The 25,278-nt window shown below is 46.0% G+C and carries 23 protein-coding genes and 5 tRNA genes; 24 read left to right on the top strand and 4 right to left on the bottom strand.

Features of this window, described 5'->3' with window-relative positions; translation table 11 throughout:
• Positions 1 to 113 precede the first annotated feature (113 nt).
• The 5 genes from L4D09_RS21270 (at position 114) to L4D09_RS21250 (ending at position 738) form a co-directional block, all read left to right on the top strand.
• A tRNA-Met gene (locus L4D09_RS21270) sits at positions 114 to 190 on the top strand.
• 45 nt (positions 191 to 235) lie between these two features.
• A tRNA-Leu gene (locus tag L4D09_RS21265) sits at positions 236 to 320 on the top strand.
• 77 nt (positions 321 to 397) lie between these two features.
• A tRNA-Leu gene (locus L4D09_RS21260) sits at positions 398 to 482 on the top strand.
• A 39-nt stretch (positions 483 to 521) separates the two neighbouring features.
• Positions 522 to 596: transfer RNA gene (locus L4D09_RS21255), tRNA-Gln, on the top strand.
• A gap of 57 nt (positions 597 to 653) precedes the next feature.
• Positions 654 to 738, top strand: a tRNA-Leu gene (locus tag L4D09_RS21250).
• A 223-nt stretch (positions 739 to 961) separates the two neighbouring features.
• Here the strand turns inward: L4D09_RS21250 and L4D09_RS21245 are convergent.
• Positions 962 to 2,128: a 2-octaprenyl-3-methyl-6-methoxy-1,4-benzoquinol hydroxylase gene (locus L4D09_RS21245; protein WP_428459532.1), complete on the bottom strand. Its 1,167-nt coding sequence runs from the start codon at positions 2,126 to 2,128 to the stop codon at positions 962 to 964.
• 250 nt (positions 2,129 to 2,378) lie between these two features.
• Between L4D09_RS21245 and miaB the strand changes: the two genes are divergently transcribed.
• The 6 genes from miaB to L4D09_RS21215 all read left to right on the top strand — a co-directional run bounded on the left by miaB (position 2,379) and on the right by L4D09_RS21215 (position 8,824).
• Complete coding sequence (gene miaB / locus L4D09_RS21240) at positions 2,379 to 3,803, top strand: tRNA (N6-isopentenyl adenosine(37)-C2)-methylthiotransferase MiaB (protein ID WP_428459531.1); 1,425 nt, start codon at positions 2,379 to 2,381, stop codon at positions 3,801 to 3,803.
• A gap of 85 nt (positions 3,804 to 3,888) precedes the next feature.
• A complete protein-coding gene (locus L4D09_RS21235; protein WP_428459530.1) occupies positions 3,889 to 4,986 on the top strand; it encodes a PhoH family protein in 1,098 nt (365 codons plus the stop codon).
• Positions 4,986 to 5,450 carry an rRNA maturation RNase YbeY gene (ybeY, locus tag L4D09_RS21230; protein ID WP_428459529.1) on the top strand — a complete coding sequence of 155 codons (465 nt, stop codon included), beginning with the start codon at positions 4,986 to 4,988 and terminating at the stop codon, positions 5,448 to 5,450. Before L4D09_RS21235 ends, ybeY begins: the two co-directional genes overlap by 1 nt.
• Positions 5,451 to 5,556: 106 nt before the next feature.
• On the top strand, positions 5,557 to 6,429 hold the full coding sequence (gene corC, locus L4D09_RS21225; RefSeq protein ID WP_428459528.1) for a CNNM family magnesium/cobalt transport protein CorC: 873 nt from the start codon (positions 5,557 to 5,559) through the stop codon (positions 6,427 to 6,429).
• 3 nt (positions 6,430 to 6,432) lie between these two features.
• Entirely contained in the window at positions 6,433 to 7,992 is a 1,560-nt protein-coding gene (gene lnt / locus L4D09_RS21220; protein WP_428459527.1) for an apolipoprotein N-acyltransferase, read from the top strand.
• A gap of 145 nt (positions 7,993 to 8,137) precedes the next feature.
• Positions 8,138 to 8,824, top strand: a complete 687-nt coding sequence (locus L4D09_RS21215; RefSeq protein WP_428459526.1) for a lipid-binding SYLF domain-containing protein — start codon at positions 8,138 to 8,140, stop codon at positions 8,822 to 8,824.
• Positions 8,825 to 8,909: 85 nt separating this feature from the next.
• On the opposite strand, the gene L4D09_RS21210 is transcribed toward L4D09_RS21215, so the two are convergent.
• Entirely contained in the window at positions 8,910 to 9,392 is a 483-nt protein-coding gene (locus L4D09_RS21210) for a zinc ribbon-containing protein (protein WP_428459525.1), read from the bottom strand.
• A gap of 185 nt (positions 9,393 to 9,577) precedes the next feature.
• Here L4D09_RS21210 and leuS point away from each other — a divergent pair, with 185 nt between their 5' ends.
• The 12 genes from leuS (at position 9,578) to lipA (ending at position 22,444) form a co-directional block, all read left to right on the top strand.
• Complete coding sequence (gene leuS, locus L4D09_RS21205; RefSeq protein WP_428459524.1) at positions 9,578 to 12,151, top strand: leucine--tRNA ligase; 2,574 nt, start codon at positions 9,578 to 9,580, stop codon at positions 12,149 to 12,151.
• Between the two features lie 141 nt (positions 12,152 to 12,292).
• On the top strand, positions 12,293 to 12,985 hold the full coding sequence (locus L4D09_RS21200; RefSeq protein WP_428459523.1) for an LPS-assembly lipoprotein LptE: 693 nt from the start codon (positions 12,293 to 12,295) through the stop codon (positions 12,983 to 12,985).
• A complete protein-coding gene (gene holA, locus L4D09_RS21195; RefSeq protein ID WP_428459522.1) occupies positions 12,982 to 14,010 on the top strand; it encodes a DNA polymerase III subunit delta in 1,029 nt (342 codons plus the stop codon). Before L4D09_RS21200 ends, holA begins: the two co-directional genes overlap by 4 nt.
• A gap of 137 nt (positions 14,011 to 14,147) precedes the next feature.
• Entirely contained in the window at positions 14,148 to 14,465 is a 318-nt protein-coding gene (gene rsfS, locus L4D09_RS21190) for a ribosome silencing factor (protein WP_428459521.1), read from the top strand.
• Between the two features lie 6 nt (positions 14,466 to 14,471).
• A complete protein-coding gene (gene rlmH, locus L4D09_RS21185) occupies positions 14,472 to 14,942 on the top strand; it encodes a 23S rRNA (pseudouridine(1915)-N(3))-methyltransferase RlmH (RefSeq protein ID WP_428459520.1) in 471 nt (156 codons plus the stop codon).
• Positions 14,943 to 14,948: 6 nt separating this feature from the next.
• On the top strand, positions 14,949 to 16,904 hold the full coding sequence (gene mrdA / locus L4D09_RS21180) for a penicillin-binding protein 2 (protein ID WP_428459519.1): 1,956 nt from the start codon (positions 14,949 to 14,951) through the stop codon (positions 16,902 to 16,904).
• Positions 16,901 to 18,022 (top strand): rod shape-determining protein RodA, encoded by a 1,122-nt coding sequence (gene rodA / locus L4D09_RS21175; protein ID WP_428459518.1) that lies wholly within the window; start codon positions 16,901 to 16,903, stop codon positions 18,020 to 18,022. Before mrdA ends, rodA begins: the two co-directional genes overlap by 4 nt.
• Positions 18,023 to 18,829, top strand: a complete 807-nt coding sequence (locus L4D09_RS21170) for a septal ring lytic transglycosylase RlpA family protein (protein WP_428459517.1) — start codon at positions 18,023 to 18,025, stop codon at positions 18,827 to 18,829.
• A gap of 190 nt (positions 18,830 to 19,019) precedes the next feature.
• Positions 19,020 to 20,195: a serine hydrolase gene (locus L4D09_RS21165; protein ID WP_428459516.1), complete on the top strand. Its 1,176-nt coding sequence runs from the start codon at positions 19,020 to 19,022 to the stop codon at positions 20,193 to 20,195.
• 220 nt (positions 20,196 to 20,415) lie between these two features.
• Positions 20,416 to 20,691, top strand: coding sequence for a DUF493 family protein YbeD (ybeD, locus tag L4D09_RS21160; protein WP_428459515.1), 276 nt, complete (start codon positions 20,416 to 20,418; stop codon positions 20,689 to 20,691).
• Positions 20,692 to 20,826: 135 nt separating this feature from the next.
• Positions 20,827 to 21,480: a lipoyl(octanoyl) transferase LipB gene (gene lipB / locus L4D09_RS21155; RefSeq protein WP_428459514.1), complete on the top strand. Its 654-nt coding sequence runs from the start codon at positions 20,827 to 20,829 to the stop codon at positions 21,478 to 21,480.
• Entirely contained in the window at positions 21,473 to 22,444 is a 972-nt protein-coding gene (gene lipA / locus L4D09_RS21150) for a lipoyl synthase (RefSeq protein ID WP_428459513.1), read from the top strand. The genes lipB and lipA overlap by 8 nt, the downstream gene beginning before the upstream one ends.
• A gap of 79 nt (positions 22,445 to 22,523) precedes the next feature.
• Here lipA and bamC read toward each other — a convergent pair whose 3' ends face one another.
• Both bamC and dapA read right to left on the bottom strand, forming a co-directional pair.
• Positions 22,524 to 23,552 (bottom strand): outer membrane protein assembly factor BamC, encoded by a 1,029-nt coding sequence (gene bamC / locus L4D09_RS21145; protein WP_428459512.1) that lies wholly within the window; start codon positions 23,550 to 23,552, stop codon positions 22,524 to 22,526.
• A 30-nt stretch (positions 23,553 to 23,582) separates the two neighbouring features.
• Positions 23,583 to 24,464, bottom strand: a complete 882-nt coding sequence (dapA, locus tag L4D09_RS21140) for a 4-hydroxy-tetrahydrodipicolinate synthase (RefSeq protein ID WP_428459511.1) — start codon at positions 24,462 to 24,464, stop codon at positions 23,583 to 23,585.
• A gap of 265 nt (positions 24,465 to 24,729) precedes the next feature.
• On the opposite strand from dapA, the gene L4D09_RS21135 reads away from it, so the two are divergent.
• On the top strand, positions 24,730 to 25,269 hold the full coding sequence (locus L4D09_RS21135) for an ACT domain-containing protein (RefSeq protein ID WP_428459510.1): 540 nt from the start codon (positions 24,730 to 24,732) through the stop codon (positions 25,267 to 25,269).
• The last annotated feature ends 9 nt before the right edge of the window (positions 25,270 to 25,278 follow it).

The following is a 25,278-nucleotide window of genomic DNA, read 5'->3' as shown; positions in this document are numbered from 1 at the left end:
GGTCTATCGCCAAGCGGTAAGGCAGCGGCTTTTGATGCCGCCATCCCCTGGTTCGAATCCAGGTAGACCTGCCATATTTTGAGTTGTTGATTTTACGATCAGCATCTAAAGATGGCTACGTAGCTCAGCTGGTTAGAGCACATCACTCATAATGATGGGGTCACAGGTTCGAATCCCGTCGTAGCCACCATTCTTTCTRCGGAAAGACATCGAAAGATGTAAAATTCTACTAGATGCGGAAGTGGCGGAATTGGTAGACGCACCAGATTTAGGTTCTGGCGCCGCAAGGTGTGAGAGTTCAAGTCTCTCCTTCCGCACCATCTATTCTTTAAGTTGGAACACCAATTCCCAGCTTAAAAAATATAGTCAGAGATACAGCTGGTAACAGCACAAAAATGCGGAAGTGGCGGAATTGGTAGACGCACCAGATTTAGGTTCTGGCGCCGCAAGGTGTGAGAGTTCAAGTCTCTCCTTCCGCACCATTCTCTCTGAYTAATTAAGTCTCTGAAAAGAGCATYTGYAGGTCTATCGCCAAGCGGTAAGGCAGCGGCTTTTGATGCCGCCATYCCCTGGTTCGAATCCAGGTAGACCTGCCACACATTGCTTAACGTTATAGTTCTTTGATTGCTAAGATCAAACTAAACGATAAGTATGCGGAAGTGGCGGAATTGGTAGACGCACCAGATTTAGGTTCTGGCGCCGCAAGGTGTGAGAGTTCAAGTCTCTCCTTCCGCACCATTATTTAAGGAACCCACCTTTTGGTGGGTTTTCTTATGTCTGCGATTTAATTATCTTAATTTGCGGACAATAGTTTTTACAACCTACTCAATGATCGTATCTCTCTGGTTGTTAAGCCGAATGTTTTCAATAACATTCGGCTTTTTCTTTACTGGCATAAAAAAGTGAGCACTAGGCTCACTTTTATCATCAATGAAGCACCTGGTTACTGATAGGCCTGATGCTACATCCCCATCGCATACTTCAATACTTTTTGCTTAACCGGACCTGCGTGCTCAGCCAATTTAAGCCCAGCATTGCGTATAAACTTAATCGGTGCCAGCGAATTACTGAAGGTGGTATAGAAAAAATCCATACCTGTTTGCATCATTAAGTTATCTGGTCGTCTACGACATTGGTAAGCCTTCAATACCGAAGATTTATCCCACGCTTGACCCGCCTTCTCTATTTCATGCAATAACACATCGACATCTTTAAAGCCTAGGTTTACACCTTGACCAGCCAATGGATTTATCGTGTGGGCTGCATCTCCCAATAAAACAACACTGGACTTATAATAGCGCTGAGCATGCCTGCGAGTTAGTGGGAAGCTTCCGTGTCCTTGTACCGTGAACTCACCTAACTCGCTGGGGAAGTGCGCTTGGATCTGGGTTTTCAACTGATCTGGCGTCATTGCAGATAACTGTTTAATACGCTCAGGCGTGTCATACCACACCAGTGATCCTTTATGTCCCGGTAACGGTAAAAAAGAACGTGGCCCGTGTGGTGTAAACATTTGCCAAGTAATGTCTTGTTGAGCCATTTCGGTATCAATATTAATTAACATACAATGCTGGCGATAATCCCACGCCGTTATACCAATCCCAACCTGTTGCCGTACCTGTGAGTTAGCGCCATCGGCCCCTACCAATAATCGTGTCTTAAGCTGTCGGCCATCATCGAGGGTAACGATATACCCCGCCCCCAATTTACATTCGTCAGCTTTAATGATTTTAGCGGGGCATAATGCAGAAAGTGTTGGGTATGAATCGAACTGTTGCCATAGCGCCAATTGAATAACCCGGTTTTCGACAATGTACCCTAGGCGGTCTAGGTGCAATTCAGATGCATGGAACCGTGTCCGGCATTCTGGGTGCTCCCACGTTTCCAGCCTTTTATAGGGGCATAAACGCATACCTAATACCGCAGGCCATGCGCCAAGGCGCTCTAGTAAAGCAACAGAGTTCGGTGAAATGGCTGAGACACGTAAATCCATCGCTTGCGAAGTGTCAAAAGCCACCGGTGCCGTACCTTCAATAACGGCGACACGTAACCCTTGCTGGGCCAAACCAACTGCTGTAGCCGCACCAACCATGCCACCACCAGCAACAACAATGTCAAATTGCTCCATACCCATTCCTGTTATGCTCAACAAATTACCTACAATATTAACCAATTCTACCGAAAAACCAGTGGCGCATCAGCGATTAATCTCTTTGGCAACAAAACCACAATTTATTCGGGGTGGTGATGATCTAGTCAGGCAAGGTTTAAAGCAGTACAATACGCGGCTTGCTACAGCTGACAGCTGGATTAAACCTGTCGGCCGAATGAAGCAATGTGGAATGCAATGATTAAACACTACGAGTGAAGAGTTAGACATGGCTAAGAAACTGCTTATCAAAACCTGGGGCTGTCAGATGAACGAATACGATTCATCAAAAATGGCCGATCTTCTCAATGCAGCCAATGGCTTCGAGCTAACAGAAGTCCCAGAAGAAGCAGATGTGCTGCTGCTTAACACCTGTTCAATCCGTGAAAAGGCACAAGAAAAAGTGTTCCACCAGCTAGGTCGCTGGAAGCGCTTAAAAGATAAGAAGCCTGATCTTGTGATTGGTGTTGGTGGTTGCGTTGCAACCCAAGAAGGCAAATCAATTCGCCAGCGAGCGCCGTATGTGGATGTGATTTTTGGGCCACAAACCCTGCACCGCTTGCCAGAAATGATTAAAAGTTCTCAATCTACTCACGCACCAGTGATGGATATCTCATTTCCAGAGGTTGAGAAATTCGATAATTTACCAGAACCGCGCGCTGACGGAGCAACGGCTTTCGTTTCTATCATGGAAGGCTGCTCTAAGTACTGTACTTATTGTGTAGTGCCTTACACGCGCGGGGAAGAAGTAAGCCGCCCACTAGATGATGTTCTTTATGAAGTTGCTCAGCTTGCAGAGCAAGGCGTTCGTGAAGTAAACCTATTGGGTCAGAACGTTAATGCTTTCCGCGGTCCAACTCACGATGGTGAATTGGCAACATTTGCGGAGCTGCTACGTCTTGTTGCTGCAATTGATGGTATTGACCGTATTCGTTATACCACCAGTCACCCAATCGAGTTTACGGATGACATCATTGATGTTTATACCGATACCCCAGAACTCGTAGACTACTTACATTTACCAGTACAAAGCGGCTCAGATCGTATTTTAACGATGATGAAACGCCCTCACACTGTTCTGGAATATAAATCTAAAGTTCGCAAGCTACGCAAAGTACGTCCGAATATCACAATGAGTTCTGACTTTATCGTTGCGTTCCCTGGCGAAAGTGACCAAGACTTCCAAGATACGATGAAATTGATCCGCGATATTGATTTTGATATTAGCTTCAGTTTTATCTTTTCCCCACGTCCTGGTACACCTGCAGCAGATTATCCGTGTGATATCCCTGAAGAAGTTAAAAAAGAACGCTTGTATGAACTGCAACAACAGATCAATACTCAAGCAATGCGTCATGCACGCCAAATGTTAGATACCGAGCAGCGTATTCTTGTTGAAGGCCCTTCTCGTAAGAACATTATGGAATTACGCGGTCGCACCGAGAATAATCGCATTGTAAACTTCGAAGGCTCTGCTGAGTTAATCGGTCAGTTTGTTGATGTGAAAATCATTGACGTATTTACCAACTCACTACGTGGCGAATTGGTACGTACTGAAGCAGAAATGGATCTACGTGTTGCCATGACACCATTAGAAGTTATGGAAAAATCACGCAAAGAAGATGAATTGGGTGTAGGCGTATATACTCCATAGTATAACGCCCGTCTAACGACAAGTAGGACGCGCCCAGAACCATGGCCACCCAACTTTACGGGTGGCCACATTGAAGAGGCAAATCTTGAGCAAAGTTATTACTGTAGAATTCAACCTGGAACCCGCCAATAACCAGCGTCTTTCCAGCCTTTGTGGCCCTTTCGACGATAACATCAAACAACTTGAACGCCGTCTGGGTGTAGAGATCAACCACCGAAGCAGCAGCTTTAGTGTCGTTGGCCAACCTCATACTGCTGACGCCGCAGCTGATATCATCAAAACCTTGTATGTTGATACTGCCCCAGTACGCAATACCATCCCTGATATCGAACCTGATCAGATCCACCTTGCCATTAAAGAATCTGGCGTGCTTGAACAGTCGACTGAATCAAGTATTCCTTACGGCAAAGAAGTGACGATCAAGACCAAAAAAGGGGTGATCAAACCACGTACGCCGAATCAGGCACAATACATCAGTAACATGGTTCGCCATGATATTACTTTTGGCATTGGCCCAGCTGGTACTGGTAAGACTTACCTGGCGGTTGCTGCCGCAGTTGATGCCCTTGAGCGCCAAGAAATCCGCCGCATCCTATTGACCCGCCCTGCCGTTGAAGCGGGTGAGAAGTTAGGGTTCTTGCCGGGCGATCTCAGCCAAAAAGTCGACCCTTATCTACGTCCTCTCTATGACGCTTTATTTGAGATGCTAGGCTTTGAGCGCGTCGAGAAACTAATTGAACGCAATGTCATCGAAGTCGCACCACTCGCTTACATGCGTGGTCGTACGCTTAACGATGCCTTTATCATCCTTGATGAGAGTCAAAACACCACCGTCGAACAAATGAAAATGTTCCTGACGCGTATCGGCTTTAATTCTCGTGCGGTGATCACCGGTGACGTAACGCAAATCGATTTACCTCGTGGTGCTCGCTCGGGTTTACGTCATGCTATTGAAGTGCTCTCTGACGTTGATGAAATTAGCTTCAACTTCTTCTTAGCTGATGATGTAGTACGTCACCCTGTCGTTGCTCGCATTGTTCAAGCCTATGAGGTTTGGGAAAGTGCCGACCAAAAGCAACGTAAGATAAATGAACAACGCCGTCGTGATGAACAAGCAGCCATTGTTGCAGCAGCAACTGCCACAGTAGCAACCTCAGTGGTTGAAACGGAAAAAACAAAGTAATGGCTATCTATTTAGATCTGCAAATTGCGACGGACAACCAGGAAGGCATGCCCAGTGAGGCTGACTTTCAACAATGGCTCGATGCAACTATCGCCCTATTTCAGCCAAATGCTGAGGTTACTATTCGCTTGGTTGATAATGCTGAGAGTCATTCGCTGAACCATGAATACCGTGGTAAAGATAAGTCAACGAATGTCCTGTCATTCCCATTCGAGTCACCACCGGGCGTGGAACTTGATCTGCTTGGTGATTTAATCATTTGCCGTCAAGTTGTCGAAAAAGAAGCAAAAGAGCAGAATAAAGCACTCAATGCCCACTGGGCACATATGGTTGTACACGGCAGTCTTCATCTGCTAGGTTATGACCATATCGAAGATGAAGAAGCCGACGAAATGGAAGGCTTGGAAACAGAAATTATGCAAAAAATGGGATTTAATGACCCATATGCAGAAGAAAAACTGTAACCTTTCTTTGAGACTGTTGTCGTATAGGTGTTGCAGCCAATACTGGGTGCAACACAACTCCCGTGGCACCGCCACTTAATTGATAGAGAAGTAATTCTTACAAGCAATGAACGAAGATAACCCCCAAAATTCTGAAGGTCCGAGTAGAAAGTCCTTCTTTGAACGTCTTGGCCAACTTTTTCAAGGTGAGCCACAGAATCGTGAAGAACTTGTTGAAGTTTTTCGAGATTCAGAAGAAAACGATTTGATCGACCACGACACCCGCGACATGCTCGAAGGTGTTATGGAAATTGCCGAGATGCGCGTTAGGGATATCATGATCCCACGTTCTCAAATGGTCACAATCGAACGTTCTCAGAAGCTAGATGATCTGATTGATTTAATTGTTGATGCCCAGCACTCACGCTACCCGGTGATCAGTGACGATAAAGACCATGTCGAAGGTATCCTTCTGGCAAAAGATTTACTCCGTTACTTACTACCAAACAGTGAACCATTTGATATGGACAAAGTGCTACGACCTGCGGTTGTAGTGCCAGAAAGCAAGCGTGTAGACCGTCTACTAAAAGAATTCCGCGAAGAACGTTACCACATGGCTATCGTTGTCGATGAGTTCGGCGGGGTATCAGGCGTTATCACCATTGAAGATATTCTTGAGCAAATCGTTGGCGAAATCGAAGACGAATTCGACGACGAAGAAGAGCAAGATGTCCGTCAATTAAGTAAGCATACTTTTTCGGTTAAGGCACTGACGACTATCGAAGATTTTAACGAAATGTTCCAAACTCACTTTAGCGACGAAGAAGTCGATACGGTGGGTGGTTTGGTAATGACCAGCTTTGGCCATCTACCCGACCGTGGTGAGATCGTTGAACTTGATGGTTACTCATTTAAAGTAACGTCAGCCGACAACCGCCGGGTTATCCAGTTGCAAGTGACCGTGCCTCACGAAGCACCCCAACCGACAACCACACCATAACGAATGACAAAAAATTCTTTAATGAAGTTGGGACAGCTAGCCTTAGCTGTTCCAGCAGGTGCATTAGCAACACTCTCTTTTGCACCTTATAATCACTGGTACCTCGCACCAGTATCTCTTTTTATCCTCTTTTTCTTACTCCAAAACCAATCAGCTAAACGATCTGGCCTTATCGGTTTCTTATGGGGACTTGGCTTATTTAGTACCGGGATCAAGTGGGTACATGTCAGTATTGCTAATTTTGGTGGTATGCCATGGCTCGCTGGCTGGGCATTAATGGCATTACTGATTGCCTACCTTGCCTTCTATCCTGCACTCTTTGGTTTTCTATTTAACAAATTCAATCGAGGGCGACCATTTCATCAACTGCTATTAAGTGGCCCAGTGATCTGGCTACTACTCGATTGGATACGTGGCTGGTTCATGACAGGCTTCCCTTGGTTATGGATGGGTTATGGTCAAATTGATGGCCCCTATGCCTCACTCGCCCCTATTCTAGGCGTCGAAGGGATAACGTTAGCATTAGTGCTAACCAGTGCAGCATTTGTTGCGGCGAGTTATTACCGCAATTGGAAGCCCCTGCTAATGCCTATCGGTATTATTGGGATCTGCTTACTGGCAGGCAATAAGCAATGGGTGATACCGAATCCAGATAAAGCCATTGATGTCGCAATGATCCAAGGCAATGTCGCGCAAGAGATCAAATGGTTGCCGAGCCAACGCTGGCCAACCCTAATGCAATATACTGACCTAACCCGAGAAAACTGGGATGCAGATCTTATCATCTGGCCAGAAGCTGCGATCCCTGCACTTGAAGCACAAATCCCGACGTTCTTACAGAATCTGGATGCTGCTGCGCGAAACAACAATAGTACGGTTATTACAGGTATCCTTGATCAAAATGAACAAGGCCAATACTTCAATAATATTCTGACGTTGGGTATGAACCAAGCGGGACCATATCAATACGAAAGTGCTGAGCGTTACACTAAGCATCACCTACTACCATTTGGTGAATTTGTTCCATTTGGCGATTTGCTTCGTCCAATAGCCCCGATTTTCAACTTGCCGATGTCTTCATTCAGCCGTGGTGAATTTATTCAACCGAACCTTGAAGCTAACGGTATTTCACTTGCACCAGCCCTGTGCTACGAAGTAGCCTTCAGTGAACAGGTTCGCCGTAATGTGAATATTGATACCGAGTTCTTACTCACGCTCTCGAATGACACTTGGTTTGGTACCTCTATTGGTCCTTTCCAGCACATGGAAATCGCCCAAATGCGCTCACTTGAGTTGGGCAAGCCATTATTACGCTCAACCAACAGCGGCGTCACCGCCGTTGTTGATCATACCGGTAAAATTATCGAACAAATCCCACAGTTCGAAATCGGTGTACTACGTACCAAAGTAATGCCAACAGACGGAATCACCCCCTATACCACCCTCGGTAGCTGGCCACTGTACCTCTATATTTTGTGGTCGATCACCCTGTCGTGGATTTTGATCCGTCGCCAGAACGGTCGCTTCCGTGATGAGCAACCACAAATTGACTATCACGACTAGCTTCAAGCTGATTCAAGCCTGAATCCCAGCTGAAAAATGATAAAAAGGCGAAGGTGACCCCTTCGCCTTTTTATTCACCTTGATAATATATCGACAGAAAAACATAAAAGCACAATACAACTCGCGCTACTAAGGGAATACACCCATGAAAATAATTACCAAGTTATTCACGACACTCAGCGCCGTCGCCATGCTATGCGTCGCTACCGGTTCAATCGCGAACGAAAACCTTGAAACTCAAGCGGCGTTAAACCAATTCAAAGCCTCTGCACAAACTCAACCCTTCTTTCTTTCATCATATGGTTATGCGGTCTTTCCATCGGTTGGTAAAGGTGGGTTCTGGGTTGGTGGCGCTTACGGCAGCGGAACCGTTTATAAAGATCATGACATTACAGGCACGGCAAAACTGTACCAACTTTCTTTTGGCTTACAATTTGGTGGCCAATCATACAGCGAGATTATTTTCTTTCAAGACAAGCGAGCATACGAACGCTTCACCAGTGGTAGCTTTGAGCTAGACGCTCAAGCATCAGCTGTTGCACTTACAGAAGGCGCACAAGCCAAAGCCGGCACAGCAGGGTTTAGTGCCAGCGCCAGTGATAACTACGTCGATACCAATTATACCAACGGTATCTCTGTCTTCACCTTTGCAAAAGGTGGAATGATGGTTGAAGCTTCGCTGGCTGGCCAAAAGTTCAGTTTTAAACCTCTGCATAACGCTTCAGCAGACAGCGATTCTAAAGATATCGCTCAAGACATAGCTCAGCCGGTTCAGTTACCAGAGCCAGCTCCAATGGCTATGATTGTCGAGACGGTAGAGCGCCCTGAGTAATCAGACTCAATAACATCACCAATAAAATAGCGAGGCTAAAGCCTCGCTATTTTTATTTTTTCTCTCCGTCTCACTGGTTCAAATGTTAAGGAGACAATGGCCGGCGGGTAAAACGCTCATGACCACACTTTAAACACGGTTCTATTTTTTTTACGTGAGTGATCAATTCATGGTGTCCGCATTTTTCACAAACTAAATTTCCAAGGCCTATCACTTCACCACTTTGATAAACACCTTGGTGCTTGAGATCATCCATTACTTCACGCCACTCTATCTGCGTTTTATCCGTAATTTCAGCCAACCCTTCCCAAATGGTTTCCTTAACAACCTGATAAAACGGACTTTCTGAAAACGGCTCCGAACTTTCTTCTACATTTTGACCGAACTCTTTCAGGTCTCGCTTAACATAAGCAGAGATCAGTGCCAGTTCATCTTTGGTCATGTCACTTGCAGCCTGACGGTATTTTGCCGTTGTCTCTGCCCATTGTTTAAGTTCATCAGGACTATGCTTAAGGGTTTCAGTTACCTGCTCCAACAGGGCTTCGTACTCTGATCGTTGCTTAGCCATAGGTCACCTCCTATCTGCTATTTCAGCAGCAAATTACGTGCCGCAAGCCCATTTACCGCGATTAAGCGGTAACTATTACGGCCCGAAACGGCCTTAGCTATTGTTGACACCTTTACCTTTAGTTATTCTATGCCGATTATATTGAATGTGTTTGTACTTAACTCACAAAATCCCGGATGTCATCGATGCAAGAACAATATCGTCCACAGGACATTGAACAGAAAGTTCAAGAACATTGGGACAACAAAAAGACCTTTGTTGTAAGTGAAGACCCTAATAAAGAAAAATTCTACTGTCTCTCCATGTTCCCGTACCCAAGTGGTCGACTGCACATGGGTCACGTGCGTAACTACACCATCGGTGATGTGATTTCTCGTTACCAGCGCCTGCAAGGCAAAAATGTTATGCAACCTATCGGTTGGGATGCATTTGGCCTACCAGCAGAAAATGCGGCAGTTAAGAACAAGACAGCACCTGCGCCTTGGACTTACGAGAACATCGAATACATGAAGAACCAACTTAAACTGTTGGGCTTTGGTTACGACTGGGACCGTGAATTCGCCACCTGTACCCCTGAGTATTACCGTTGGGAACAGGAGTTCTTCACTAAGCTTTATGAAAAAGGCTTGGTTTACAAGAAAACCTCTTCGGTTAACTGGTGTCCAAACGACCAAACCGTTCTAGCGAACGAACAGGTTGAAGACGGTTGCTGTTGGCGTTGTGATACCCCTGTAGAACAAAAGAAAATTCCACAGTGGTTCATCAAGATTACCGAATACGCACAAGAGCTTTTAGACGATTTAGATAACCTAGACGGTTGGCCTGAAATGGTTAAGACCATGCAGCGCAACTGGATTGGCCGTTCTGAAGGTGTTGAACTGACGTTCGACGTGAAAGATCACGAAGAGCTAGAAGTGTACACCACGCGTCCAGATACCCTAATGGGCGTAACGTACGTAGGCATTGCCGCAGGTCACCCACTGGCTGACGCTGCAGCGAAAAACAACCCAGAACTTGCTGCGTTTATCGAAGAATGCCGTAACACCAAAGTTGCTGAAGCTGAACTAGCAACGATGGAGAAAAAAGGCATGGCGACTGGCCTAACGGCTATTCACCCGCTAAACGGCCGTGAGGTACCAGTCTTCGTGGCGAACTTCGTCCTGATGGATTACGGCACAGGTGCGGTAATGGCGGTTCCAGCCCATGACCAGCGTGATTTCGAATTCGCGACTAAGTATGGCCTAGACATCGTTCCTGTGATCAAACCTGAAGACGGTAGTGATCTAGACGTATCTGAAGTCGCTTACACCGAAAAAGGCGTACTGTTTAACTCTGGTGAGTTCGACGGCCTAGGTTTCCAAGCTGCTGTTGATGCGATTGCTGCGAAGCTTGAAGCGGAAAACAAGGGTAAGAAAACCGTAAACTTCCGTCTACGTGACTGGGGTGTATCTCGTCAGCGCTACTGGGGTGCTCCAATCCCAATGGTAACGACTGAAGATGGTGAAGTTCACCCAGTTCCAGCCGATCAACTACCAGTGATCTTGCCGGAAGATGTGGTAATGGACGGCGTAACAAGCCCAATCAAGGCTGATAAGTCTTGGGCTGAAACCACCTTCAATGGTGAGCCAGCACTACGTGAAACAGATACTTTTGATACCTTTATGGAATCATCATGGTACTACGCACGTTACTGTTCACCACAAGCAGATGACATCCTAGACCCAGAGAAAGCAAACTACTGGCTGCCGGTTGATCAGTACATTGGTGGTATCGAGCACGCATGTATGCATTTGCTATACTCGCGCTTCTTCCACAAACTGCTTCGTGATGCAGGCTACGTAACATCAGACGAGCCGTTCAAGCAACTTCTTTGTCAAGGTATGGTATTGTCAGACGCGTTCTACCACACCAATGAGAAAGGCACGAAAGAGTGGATTGCACCAAACGATGTGACTATCGAGCGTGATGCCAAAGGTCGTATCGAAAAAGCGGTTGATGACCACGGTCGCGACGTTGCTCACTCAGGCATGATCAAAATGTCTAAGTCGAAGAACAATGGTATCGACCCACAAGAAATGGTCGACAAATACGGCGCCGATACTGTACGTCTATTCATGATGTTCGCATCTCCAGCAGACATGACGCTTGAATGGCAAGAATCTGGCGTTGAAGGGGCTAACCGCTTCCTTAAACGTGTTTGGAAACTGGTTAACGAACATGCAAGCAAAGGAACAGCCGACGCTGTTGATGTTGCTGCACTGTCATCAGCACAGAAAACACTACGCCGTGATGTTCACAAAACGATCGCGAAAGTGGGTGATGACGTTGGCCGTCGCCAAACCTTCAATACCGCTATTGCTGCTATCATGGAGCTGATGAACAAATTGGCTAAAGCCTCTCAAGAAAGCGCACAAGATCGTGCCCTACTTGACGAAGCACTGAAAGCAATCGTTCGTATGCTATACCCAATGACGCCGCATATCTGTTTTGAAATGTGGGAAACACTGGGTGAAAGCAACATCGACGACGCACAGTGGCCAATCGCTGACGACAAAGCAATGGTTGAAGATGAGAAGCTAATTATTGTTCAAGTGAACGGTAAGCTTCGCGCTAAATTTACTGTTGCCGCAGACTCAACCAAAGAGCAAGTCGAAGCACTGGCTCTAGGTGATGAGAATGTCACTAAGTTCACTGACGATAAAACAATTCGTAAAGTGATCTATGTACCAGGTAAATTACTGAATATCGTTGCTAATTAATATCGCTGCGAACTAAAGTAATTTCCTAGTGCCTAATCTGTGACCCTGATAAAGGGTCACAGTTATTCCGGCTCACCTTCTTTACCAGCACCACCAACGTCAGCCGGTCAGTTTTCACTCATTTTTCATGGAGCAGACTCGGTGAAAGCTTTATTTTCCCTTAAAAGCACAATCCGAACCCTCTTTGTTGCAGTTTTGGCACTCGCCACTGCTTCCTGTGGTTTCCACCTTCGCGGTAACTATATGTTGCCTGATGATATTGCCAAACTTTCCCTTACGAGCTTTGACCGCTATGGCCAACTACACCGTCAGGTTAAGTCCCAATTTAAACTTCACGGTATCGAGCCCGTCGCACCATCGAGTAAAGTACCTAACCTACACTTGATCAGCGAATCAACAGGCGAGCGTACCTTATCCCTGTATCAAAATGCCCGCGCAGCTGAGTATGAACTGACTTATACCGTTCGCTATCGTATTGTCGTACCAAATAAAGGCAGCCAAACCTACACATCTCGCGTTAACCGAACGTTTTTGGATAACCCATTAACCGCTCTGGCAAAGTCTGTTGAGCGTGACATGATTGAAGATGAGATGCGCCAGCAAGCCTCACGCCAAATTATGCGCCAGCTTGCTCGACTCACCGCCGACTTCAATAAGATGGAAGCCAATGAACTAGAGTTATTGCTTAAAGAAAATACGAATGAAGACGGTATAACAGTCACCACCGAAGAAGACACGGATCAACAAGCGGCGAATGACATTTTCAATAATGATTCGAGCAGCAATGAAGCCAACAATGCGAGTCGTACCAATCAGGTGACAACGGCAGAATGAGGATTTACCCAGAACAACTGGCGCAGCAATTAACAAAAGGGCTGCGCCAAACTTACCTACTATTTGGCAATGAACCACTGCTAAAGCTAGAGTGTAGTGATCAAATCAAGCAGGCAGCTATCACGGCAGGTTTTGAAGAGCGCCACAGCTTTACGGTCGATGCCCAGCTTGACTGGAACCTTGTGCTTGATTGCTGCCAAGCCATGAGTCTCTTTTCAGCTCGCCAAGTGATTGAGCTCATGCTCCCAGAAACGAGCTTGAACACTCAACAAGTAAAATCATTGCAAGAGGTAACGGCCTGCCTGCATCCAGACGTTCTTCTTTTACTGCAAGGCCCACGCCTGAATAAAAAGCAAGAAAGTGCAAAATGGTTTAAAGGGCTTGAAAGCAATGCCCTCTACTTGCCTTGTAACACCCCCGATAGCCGCCACTTACCAAGGTTCATCCAAGGTCGGTGCCAGCAGCTCAATTTAAAGCCCGATCATGAATCAGTACAAATGCTAGCGCAATGGCATGAAGGCAACTTACTTGCCTTATCACAAAGCCTGCAAAAGCTCGTGCTGCTCTATCCTGACGGTGAACTTAACGTTGTCCGCCTTGAAGCGGCCTTAAGCCGTCATAACCACTACACGCCGTTTCAATTACTTGATGCCGTGCTCGCAGGCCAAGGCAAACGTAGTCAACGGGTGCTTCGCCAGCTACAAGGTGAAGGCGTTGAAGCCATTATTTTGCTACGTACACTGCAGCGAGAGCTGACTCAACTGTATAAAATGCAAGAGATGGGCAGTAAAGGCACCCCGTTAAATGTGATTTTTGAAAATTACCGCATTTGGCAAAGTCGACGAGAAATTTATATCGGGGCACTGCACCGACTTCCACTTCCTGTGATTATTCGTTTATTACAACAATTAGCACACTTAGAAGTTAAAGTTAAAACGGACTACGATTATCAGCCTTGGGCCGACTTATCAGCTCTGTGCGCCGAAATGTGTGGGATCCGCACTCACCTTAATGGCGAGTTTTAATACAATATCGCAGTATTATGTAAAGTTAATGCCAACTTGTATCGCATAAGGTTGTGCGTGCTATACTGCGCCGCTAAATTGTAGCCCATATTGTCTGGCTACATTAATGACATATACACTCAAATGAGAGGTTTCCTTTGCAGGTTCAAGAACTACACGATTTTATTGTTGATAAAGTTGACGATATTAAAGCCCAGGACATCGTTACTCTAGACGTTCGTGATAAGTCTAGCATCACCGAGTTTATGGTTTTGTGTACAGGTACATCTAACCGTCATGTTGCCTCAATTGCTGATCACGTTAACAAAGAAACTAAGCTAGTTGATTTCCCTCCGTTTGGGATCAGCGGCGAAGACGATGGTGAGTGGGTAATCGTTGATATGGGTAGTGTCATGCTGCATATCATGCAAGAAGACGCACGAAACCTTTACCAACTGGAGAAGCTTTGGGGCTAATTGATCATGAAGCTTCAACTGATTGCTGTTGGCACTAAGATGCCTAAATGGGTCGAGGAAGGTTATAAAGAATATAGCCGCCGCTTCCCTAAAGACATGCCACTAGAACTGGTCGAAATTCCGGCAGGTAAGCGTGGTAAGAACGCTGATATTGCGCGTATTCTGCAAAAAGAAGGCGAGGCAATGTTAGCTGCAGTTGCTAAAGGTAACCGTATCGTCACGCTTGATATTCCAGGTAAACGCTGGGAGACCGAGCAACTGGCAGAGCAACTTGAAAGCTGGAAGCTGGATGGTCGCGATGTCTCGATTCTTATCGGTGGCCCTGAAGGGCTAGCACCTGCATGTAAAGCGGCAGCGGATCAAAGCTGGTCATTATCACCATTGACACTGCCCCACCCTTTAGTGCGTGTCATTATGGCAGAGAGCCTCTACCGAGCGTGGAGCATCACTGCTAATCACCCGTACCACAGGGAATAAGTGCCAATGAGACAAAAGCGAACGCAGATCCGCGATCATCGGGCTGAGTCGGCGCTGTTTTTCCGTCGAGCTCTTGTCTCATTTATCGGCATTATCGTGCTGGTAGGTATTCTGCTCACCAATCTGTACCACATTCAGATCAGTCAGCATGAAGACTACCAGACACGATCAAACGATAACCGGATAAAAGTTGTCCCTGTCGCCCCTAATCGTGGTCTGATCTACGATCGAAATGGCATTTTACTGGCCGAAAACCGTCCCGTTTACTCGCTCGAAATTACCAGTGAGAAAGTCGCCGATCTCGAAGAAACATTCCTGAGCCTCAAAGGTTTAATGGGCGTGACCGACGATCAAATTGAGCGTTTCCAGCGTGAGCGACGCCGTACCCGCCGCTTTAAGTCTGTACCAATATTGAATCAAATGTCTGAAGAACAAGTTGCTCTGTTTTCAGTCAATCAACATCGTTTCCCTGGTGTTGAAGTCAAAGCTTACCTTAAACGTTATTATCCATATGGCGAAGCACTAACCCATGTGCTTGGCTATGTCGCAAAAATTAATGACCGCGATATCCAGCGCCTTGAACGTGAAGAACAAATCAATAACTATAAAGCCACACGTGATATCGGTAAGCTCGGTATTGAACGATATTATGAAGATTTGCTCCACGGCACTTCAGGCTATCAAGAAGTCGAAGTAAATAGCCGAGGGCGAGTTATTCGCACCCTCAAATACGTGCCACCTATCCCGGGTAAAGATATTAAGCTCAACCTTGATATTGAACTGCAGCTTTATGTCAAAGAGCTCTTAACCGTGCGTAGCCAAGATCCAGATACTGGTGAAGAAAAAATCAAGTACAGACGTGGCTCAGTTGTCGTCCTTGACCCGCGCGATTCATCTGTCTTAGCGATGCTTTCCAGCCCAAGCTATGATCCGAACTTATTCGTCCATGGCATTTCCAACAAAGAATACAGTGCACTGCTTAATGATATAAACCGTCCACTGGTCAACCGAGTCACACTGGGAATATATCCCCCAGCGTCAACGATCAAACCTATGATAGCCGTTGCTGCATTAACCGAAGGGGTGATCACCACTCGCACAACACGTAATGATCCCGGTTATTGGCGGATCCCTAATTCAAACAGTCGCCCTTTCCGCGACTGGCTACGTTGGGGACACGGAAAAGTAAATATTCACAAGGCCATTGAAGAGTCTGTCGATACCTTCTTCTATCAAATCGCTTATGATTTAGGGATCGATCGCCTTTCAGATTGGATGACCCGTTTTGGTTTCGGTGATTATACAGGGATTGATATCCGTGAAGAGAGCAAAGCGAACATGCCGACACGTGAATGGAAACAGGCACGTTTCCGTCAACCGTGGTACCAAGGCGATACGATCCCGGTCGGAATTGGCCAGGGCTATTGGACAGCGACACCAATTCAGATAGCCAAAGCCACCACGGTATTAGTGAACCAAGGTCGGGTACAGGCACCTCACCTGCTAAAAGATATCATTGATGACAATGTCGAGATGCCCGCTCAATTTGATGACTACCCACCGATTGATAATGTCACTCCTGAAAACTGGGAGGTCGCCAAAGAAGGGATGCGTCGCGTACTGTTTGGAACTCGAGGCACAGCACGACGCGCCTTCTATGGTGCTGAGTATCAAGCCGGTGGTAAATCTGGCTCAGCGCAAGTCTTTGGCCTAGCAGAAGATCAAGAATATAACGCTGAAGAGCTTGAAGAACACTTACGAGACCATGCCCTGTTTACCGCATTTGCACCTTATGACAAGCCGGAAGTAGTGGTATCCATGGTACTTGAAAATGCGGGTGGCGGCTCATCAAACGGTGGTCCTGTTGCTCGTAGGATCTTTGACCACCTACTCCTCAAGCCAGATAACATAGAACCAGAAGCTACCGTGAACCAGAGTAAAATAGCAGAGGTATCTCAATGACAGTGATGGCCGCAACGGGCAGCAAACGAAGCTTAAGTGATCGTCTACACCTTGATGTTCCATTGCTGCTCGGTATTCTTACCCTCATGGGGTTTGCCTTAATGGTTATGTACAGTGCTAGTGGCCAGAACCTACCCATGATGGAACGTCAAGCCGTTAGGATGGTACTTTCCTTGTGCGTTATGTTTGTACTCGCCCAAATATCCCCTCGCCACTACGAAACATGGGCACCTTACTTGTTTGGTATTGGGCTGCTTCTGTTACTTGGGGTACTGTTTTTTGGTGAAAGTTCTAAAGGGGCACAACGATGGCTAAACCTCGGGTTTATCCGTTTTCAACCTTCAGAACTCATTAAACTCGCCGTACCCTTGATGGTCGCTCGTTTTATTGGCAGCCAGCCACTCCCCCCAAGCTTTAAAAACTTGGTGATCGCTTTGGTCATGGTTTTCGTCCCAACCATACTGATCGCTAAACAACCTGATCTCGGCACCTCTATTTTAATTGCCGCATCGGGCGTATTCGTCTTATTTTTATCTGGTATGAGCTGGCGTATTATTATCGCCGCAGCCGCCCTCGCTGGGTCGTTTATCCCTGTTATGTGGCTGTTTTTGATGCGCGACTACCAGCGCACACGCGTATTAACACTGTTTAACCCTGAATCGGATCCACTCGGAGCCGGTTACCATATTATTCAATCGAAAATAGCCATTGGTTCTGGCGGCCTGACAGGTAAAGGATGGATGCAAGGAACCCAGTCACAATTGGAGTTTTTACCAGAGCGCCACACTGACTTTATCTTTGCAGTTATTGCTGAAGAGTGGGGCCTTATTGGGGTCATTTGCTTGCTGGCAATTTACTTGTTTATTATTGGCCGAGGACTATTGCTCGCCAGCCGTGCCCAAACCGCATTTGGCAGAATGATGGCAGGGAGTATCGTACTCAGCTTTTTTGTTTATATCTGTGTAAATATCGGCATGGTCAGTGGTTTATTGCCCGTGGTCGGTGTTCCTCTTCCATTGGTCAGTTATGGGGGAACATCGATGGTTACCCTAATGGCTGGCTTTGGCATCCTGATGTCGATCCACACTCATAGAAAAATGTTGTCTAAGGCGACCTAAATGCGCAAATATCCTTTATTCCTATTGCTTCTATTGGCTGGTTGTAGCTCAACACCCAGCACTGAGCGCTATGACATCGCTGACGACATTGCGCCGGAATTATCACCAACGCTGGATCATATCGAAGATGCACAGCCCCGCTATGAAGCTAAAAGTTTAGCGGGAAATAAAGACTACACCTTACGCGGCCAAGATTATCAAATCGTCAGCAGTAATGAGCCTTTCACCCAAGAAGGTGATGCCTCTTGGTACGGCCAGAAATTCCATGGCCACAAAACCTCCAACGGTGAGGTTTATGATATGTACTCAATGACTGCTGCGCATAAAACCCTGCCGCTGCCGAGCTACGTCAAAGTCACCAATACCAACAATGGCAAAAGCGCCATCGTTAGGGTGAACGATCGCGGCCCATTCCATGAAGGACGTATCATCGACCTCAGTATGGCAGCTGCAGCACGCCTCGACGTCATAAAACACGGAACAGCTCCCGTTAAAATTGAACTGATTCAAATTGAGAAGCCGGAAGATCCAGAAGAGTGGCAAAGTGCCAACCCAAATCTGTATTTTGTTCAACTCGCTGCCGTAACCAACGAGAAAAAAGCGCAAGAAATTGCGGTAAGACTAGAACAAGAGTTCGATACAACCGTCGATCTTAAAAAAGCCGATTCGGCAGAAATTTACCGTCTTCGCTTAGGCCCCTATATCGACCGTGATGAAGCGATCTCTCAGCGAGAGAAAGCAAAAACAACCCATTATCCACAGGCCTTTATTATTACATCGAAGCGGGAATTTGACCCCAAATCATAGTCTAATAGGATGAATATCATTATTTGGTTGTTTATACAGCCAAATAATTGATGCTTTACGCACACACCTTCAATCGATTCCGCCCATATCAGTTCTAACATCATGATGACCTACAGCACTGGTCACCAAATGACAATCTGATATAGTGTGTGAAATTTTTTTGCAATCGACAAATTAAGTTACAACTATCATGAAAAAATCTGTTGCACTTATTCGCTCAGTCGCTATCTCAGCAACGCTTCTTGCGACGGCTACCGCTGTAGCTGCACCTGCTGTCGTACCAGAAGCTCCACAGATCGCGGCCAAGGGCTACGTTTTAATGGACTACCATTCTGGTAAAATTTTGGCCGGTAACAAAGAATACGACCAAATTCCACCAGCAAGCTTGACCAAAATGATGACAAGCTATGTCATTGGCCAAGAAGTCAACCGTGGCAATATCTCGATGGATGACACGGTTGTGATCAGTAAAAATGCATGGGCGAAAAATTTCCCAGGCTCATCAAAAATGTTCATCGAAGTTGGTAGCGAAGTAAAAGTTTCAGACCTAAACCGTGGCATCGTGATCCAATCAGGTAATGATGCTTGCGTGGCAATGGCTGAACATGTTGCAGGCTCTGAGGACTCATTTGTTGACCTAATGAACGCTTGGGCAAAAACACTGGGGATGGACTCAACCCACTTTGCGAATGTCCATGGACTCGATAACCCAGACCTATACTCTACCCCATACGACATGGCGCTGCTCGCACAAGGTTTGATCCGCGATGTGCCAGATGAGTTTGCTATCTATAAAGAGAAATCTTTTACTTATAATGGCATAACCCAATATAACCGTAACAGCCTGCTTTGGGATAAAAGCCTCAACGTTGATGGGCTAAAAACGGGCCATACTAACAACGCTGGCTACAGCCTTGTTAGTACGGCAACAGAAGGGCAGATGCGACTTATCTCAGTTGTTATGGGTACCAAAACCCCTAATGCTCGCAAAGCCGAAAGTAAGAAACTGCTAAATTACGGTTTCCGTTTCTTTGAAACGGTTTCTCCACACAAAGCAAATGAAACATTCGTTTCTGAAAAGGTATGGATGGGTGACACCGCTGAAGTTTCATTAGGTGTTAGCGAAGATACTTTTGTGACGCTACCACGAGGCCAAACGAAAGATCTCAAAGCGAGCTTTGTACTTGAAAAAGAACTGAAAGCCCCTATTAGCAAAGGCGACGTTGTCGGTAAACTATACTACCGTGTTGGTGACCAAGAGATTGCTGAATATCCGTTACTAGCCCTAAATGATGTCAACGAGGGTGGCTTATTTAGCCGTTTAATCGACTACATTATGCTGCTATTTAAAGGCTGGTTGAGCTAACCGCCTTCATTCAATACTAAACGCCGCCCCATGGGCGGCGTTTTTTTCGAAAAATATATAGCTAAAGCAAAGACTTTATAGAAATAGAGCACAAAATACGCTGCCACGTCTTTTCTTCGACATAGATCACATTAACGACCAAACTTGTGTTAACGCACCTGAGCTATTAATATGCTCTGCTAAAACGCAGCAATTCAAATGCAATATCTCGGAGTTCAGCATGCAGCAGCAAGAACAGCCAAAACTAAAAGACCTACTGGAGTTTCCTTGTAAATTTAGCTACAAGGTAATGGGTTACAACAAGCCTGAACTCCCAGATCTTGTGGTTGAGGTGATCCAACGCCACGCACCCGGTGACTACACACCGAGTGTAAAACCAAGTGGCAAAGGTACATACAGCGCCGTTTCTGTTTCAATTACAGCAACATCGATTGAACAAGTAGAAATCCTGTATAAAGAATTAGGCGAAATTGATATTGTTCGCGTAGTTCTATAACGACCACAATACCCCTATAAAATTGGCGGCTGAAAATTAAGTTGCCAAGTTTTATAATACAAATCGGTATTATGCACCCATGCGGGGTGTCATCATTTCAGGCCATGCCGAGTGACAAACATGATGGGTGTTACATTGCAAAAAAAGATTATCATCAGAAATCTTGGCCGCCGGGACTATGAACCAACCTGGCAAGCCATGCACGAATTTACCGATACACGCGGTGCAGACACTCTGGACGAGATCTGGTTGGTTGAACACAATGCCGTGTTTACCCAAGGCCAAGCGGGAAAAGCCGAGCACTTAATCAATACTGGTGATATACCAGTAGTACAAAGTGATCGTGGTGGACAAGTTACCTACCATGGCCCTGGCCAGCTAGTCGCCTATGTCTTGGTTGATCTGCGTCGTGATAAACTTGGTGTGCGTGATTTAGTTACCCACATCGAGAATACTGTTGTAAATACTCTATCCCACTTTGGGATTGAATCTAATGCCCGCCCTGATGCGCCGGGTGTGTATGTCAATGAACAAAAGATATGCTCACTGGGTTTGCGGATCAGACGCGGTTGCTCTTTTCATGGTCTGGCACTCAATATCAATATGGATCTGGCACCCTTTCTGCGTATTAACCCATGTGGCTACGCCGGGATGGAAATGACGCAAACAGCGTTGTTGAATGGCCCGACTGAACTTATGGAAGTTCAACCTGTACTTGTAGAAGAACTGATCAAACTGCTTGATTATCAGAGCGTTGAGTGGAAAACGGAAAGCAATTCAAATGAGTAAACCAATTAAAATCGAGAAAGGTGTCAAGTACCGCGATGCCGACAAAATGGCGCTTATCCCTACCCGTAATGTCGAGATAGAGGAAGCACCAAAGGAAGTACTGCGTAAACCAGAGTGGATGAAAATTAAACTTCCATCTGATAGTCACCGTATCCAAGAAATTAAAGCGGCGATGCGCAAGAACAATCTCAACTCTGTATGTGAAGAAGCATCATGCCCAAACCTGGCAGAATGTTTCAATCACGGTACAGCCACTTTTATGATCCTTGGTGCGATCTGTACTCGTCGCTGCCCATTCTGTGACGTTGCCCATGGCCGCCCACTACCACCGAATGCGGAAGAACCAACGCAGTTGGCACAGACCATCGCTGACATGAAACTACGTTATGTCGTTGTCACCTCTGTAGACCGTGATGATCTTCGTGATGGTGGTGCTCAGCACTTTGCTGATTGTACTCGAGAAATCCGAGCGAAGAACCCGAGCATCAGAATCGAAACATTAGTGCCCGATTTCCGTGGCCGTATGGATCGTGCGCTTGAGATCCTACGCGATAGTCCACCAGATGTGTTTAATCACAACCTTGAGACTGCGCCTCGCCTATATCGTAAAGCACGTCCTGGCGCGAACTATCAGTGGTCACTCGATCTACTGAAGAAGTTCAAGGAAATGCACCCTGACGTCCCGACGAAGTCTGGTGTAATGATGGGCCTAGGTGAAACTAAAGAAGAGATTGTCGAAGTATTGAAAGATCTTCGTGCCCATGGTGTAACCATGCTTACTTTAGGTCAATACCTTGCGCCAAGCCGTCACCACTTGCCGGTTGAACGTTATGTGCCGCCAGCAGAGTTCGACGAGCTAAAAGATATCGCTCTTGAGCTTGGCTTTACTCATGCTGCTTGTGGTCCATTTGTACGTTCATCGTATCATGCTGACATGCAGGCTCGTGGCGAAGAAGTGAAGTAAACAATCTTACTCACTGCAATAAAAAAACCGCTATCGGCTGAGCCAATAGCGGTTTTTTATTAATCGAAGAAAATAGACTTTAGCTATTATTTGCGCGTTCAATCGCCGCAGCTAATACTGGTGCTAAGCTATCTAGTTCTTCCTCTGTAACAGGCTTGCCATCAGAATCAGTAATACTGATTGACGTTCGGTTGCCAAGATCACCAAGCTGAATATTATACGTGCGGTCATCCAGTGCAATTGGCTTAGTACCCAGCTCTGTCCAGAATTCATCATCTGGAGACTTGAACTTCACTTCAACCGTACCTTGTGATCGGTTACGCCCTTCAACAGTGAAGCCTAAATCACCCAGCACTTCTGGGAACCGCTCCCAAAATACGTTATAAGGTGCACGTGCAATAATGATCGGTAAACCACTACGATCTCGCCCCATTGAAATTGGAATTTGTTTCACCAACTCCTGAGCTTTTATTCGTGCTTCATCTCGTACTTGTTGATCATATCGAGCGGTGATCAAGTTAGTCATTAAGATGCTATAACGTTCTTTATTATCCGCAGAAACAGGTTGCTCTACACCGGCTTCACGCCAAGCAACTAAACTTATCTGGTAGGTATAACGCCCACCTTCTGCTGACTTTTCAATACGGTATCGACTACCGATTTCGCTATCTTCATCAGCATTTGTCCAGCTCACCCAATCCGTATCCATCACATTCGCGGTTTGGTTTAGTAAGCTGATATCTTGCTCAGCAATAACTTTCTGGCTTAGCGTCCAAACTTTACTCAGCTCTTCTTGCTTGAGTAAGACTAAAGTCACGCCATCTTCATGCTTGATAGTACGAGCACCAGGAATAAGCGCTAAGACCTGTTGTGGCGGTCGAATATCAACCTCTGGCCCTAACCCTCCCTGAACATTCGACGCAGGAATAGTATAGTCGCTGACCTGAGAAGGCTGCGCTCCAGCAGGTAAGGTCCACTCTTCCAATGGCTTTGTATTCAGGTATTCAAAATCCTGATTTGCCTGACGGCGACGATCTGCGCCATCAGAACAACCAGCCAGTATTGCTACAGCAACAGCTGTAACCACTAGCTTATATTTGTAATTCATTACGCTTTTGCGCTCCTACGCTTTCGCAAATTACAGCAGTACGTTGGCATCTTTCAGAGCTTCTAATACTACTGGTTGTGCAGATTCACTTAGCTCAGTCAATGGTAGACGAAGGTCACCATATTTGATCAAACCAAGTTGATGCGCTGCCCATTTTACTGGGATTGGGTTCGATTCAACAAACAAGTGCTTATGCAATGGCATAATACGCTGATTAATTTCCTTTGCTGCTTCAAGTTGACCAGATAATGCCAACTTAAACATGGTCGCCATTTCTGGTGCAGCCACATTTGCTGTGACCGAAATCACACCATGTCCACCTTCTGCAACAAAATCTAGCCCTGTGGCATCATCACCGCTTAATTGGATGAAATCCTCACCACAAAGTTCCCGTGTTTTTTTCACTCGTGACAAATCAGCCGTCGCATCTTTGATGCCGACAATGTTATCAATAACAGAAAGGCGACCAACGGTTTCAGGTAGCAAGTCTACCGCGGTACGACCCGGTACGTTATAGAGAATTTGAGGTAAATCCGTCGCTTCAGCAATCGCTTTAAAATGCTGGTACAAACCCTCTTGTGTGGGTTTGTTATAATAAGGCGTGACCGTTAAGCATGCAGCAACACCTGTACCGGAAAACAATTTGCTAAAGGTGATGGCTTCATGAGTCGCGTTGGCACCGGTTCCAGCAATAACAGGAACACGGCCTTGAGCGTACTCTAATGTTTTTAGTACCACCTTCACGTGCTCATCAACAGTCAATGTTGCCGACTCACCGGTGGTTCCTACTGCCACTATTGCATCCGTTCCTGCTGCAATGTGGTATTCAACTAATGATGCTAAGCTAGCGTAATCAACTTCACCAGCTTCATCTAGTGGCGTAACTAACGCTACCATGCTTCCTGAAAACATCTCCATCTCCCCTTAAGAATAAATTCTTGGCAGCTTTATTATTTGGCACCACTTCAAATCATTAGATCCCGAAAACGATAACCCGAATAATAAAGCGGCCAAGCAAAACCATACTACTTTTCAGTTACAGTAAACTCAAGACAGAAGTAAGTAAATCAGTTAACTACCGCAACAACGTATTCGCTAAATTTTGTCGAGCGGGTAGCTAGCCGGATTCATTGACTGTGCTACCATGCTGGAGTATTCATTACGTGATATAAAAAATATGGAACATTACTTAGTTATTACTGCTGTTGGTACGGATCGCCCAGGGATTTCAGATGAAATCACACGTTTGATCACTCATTGTGGCTGTAATATTGTTGACAGCCGACTGGCACTCTTTGGCCATGAATTCACGCTAATCATGCTACTTTCTGGTAACACCAATGCGATGTCGCGGGTTGAAGCCACTTTGCCGCTTAAAGCCCAAGAGCATGATTTGTTAACCGTAATGAAGCGGACAGAAAAACATGAATATCGTTTTTTCCCTTACACCGCTGATTTTAGTATCGAGGCAACTGACAGCCCTGGTCTGATCGAGCAGTTCACCCATTTTTTTGCCCATAAAAACGTTGATATCGCATCATTAAGTGCTCAAACTCACGAAAGTCATGATGTAGACGCACCAAACAAATTTCAGTTGCAGATCAGTACCAACCTACCTGAAGGCTGCAACTTAATAACACTACAAGAAGAATATGAAGCACTCTGCCAAGATCTTTTAGTAACCGGTAGCGTGACCTTCGTCGGCCATAATCAATAAGGAAAACAC

This window comes from Photobacterium makurazakiensis (genome assembly GCF_050336715.1).
Classification (GTDB): Bacteria; Pseudomonadota; Gammaproteobacteria; order Enterobacterales; family Vibrionaceae; genus Photobacterium; species Photobacterium makurazakiensis.
This window is presented reverse-complemented; position numbering and strand designations above follow the sequence as displayed.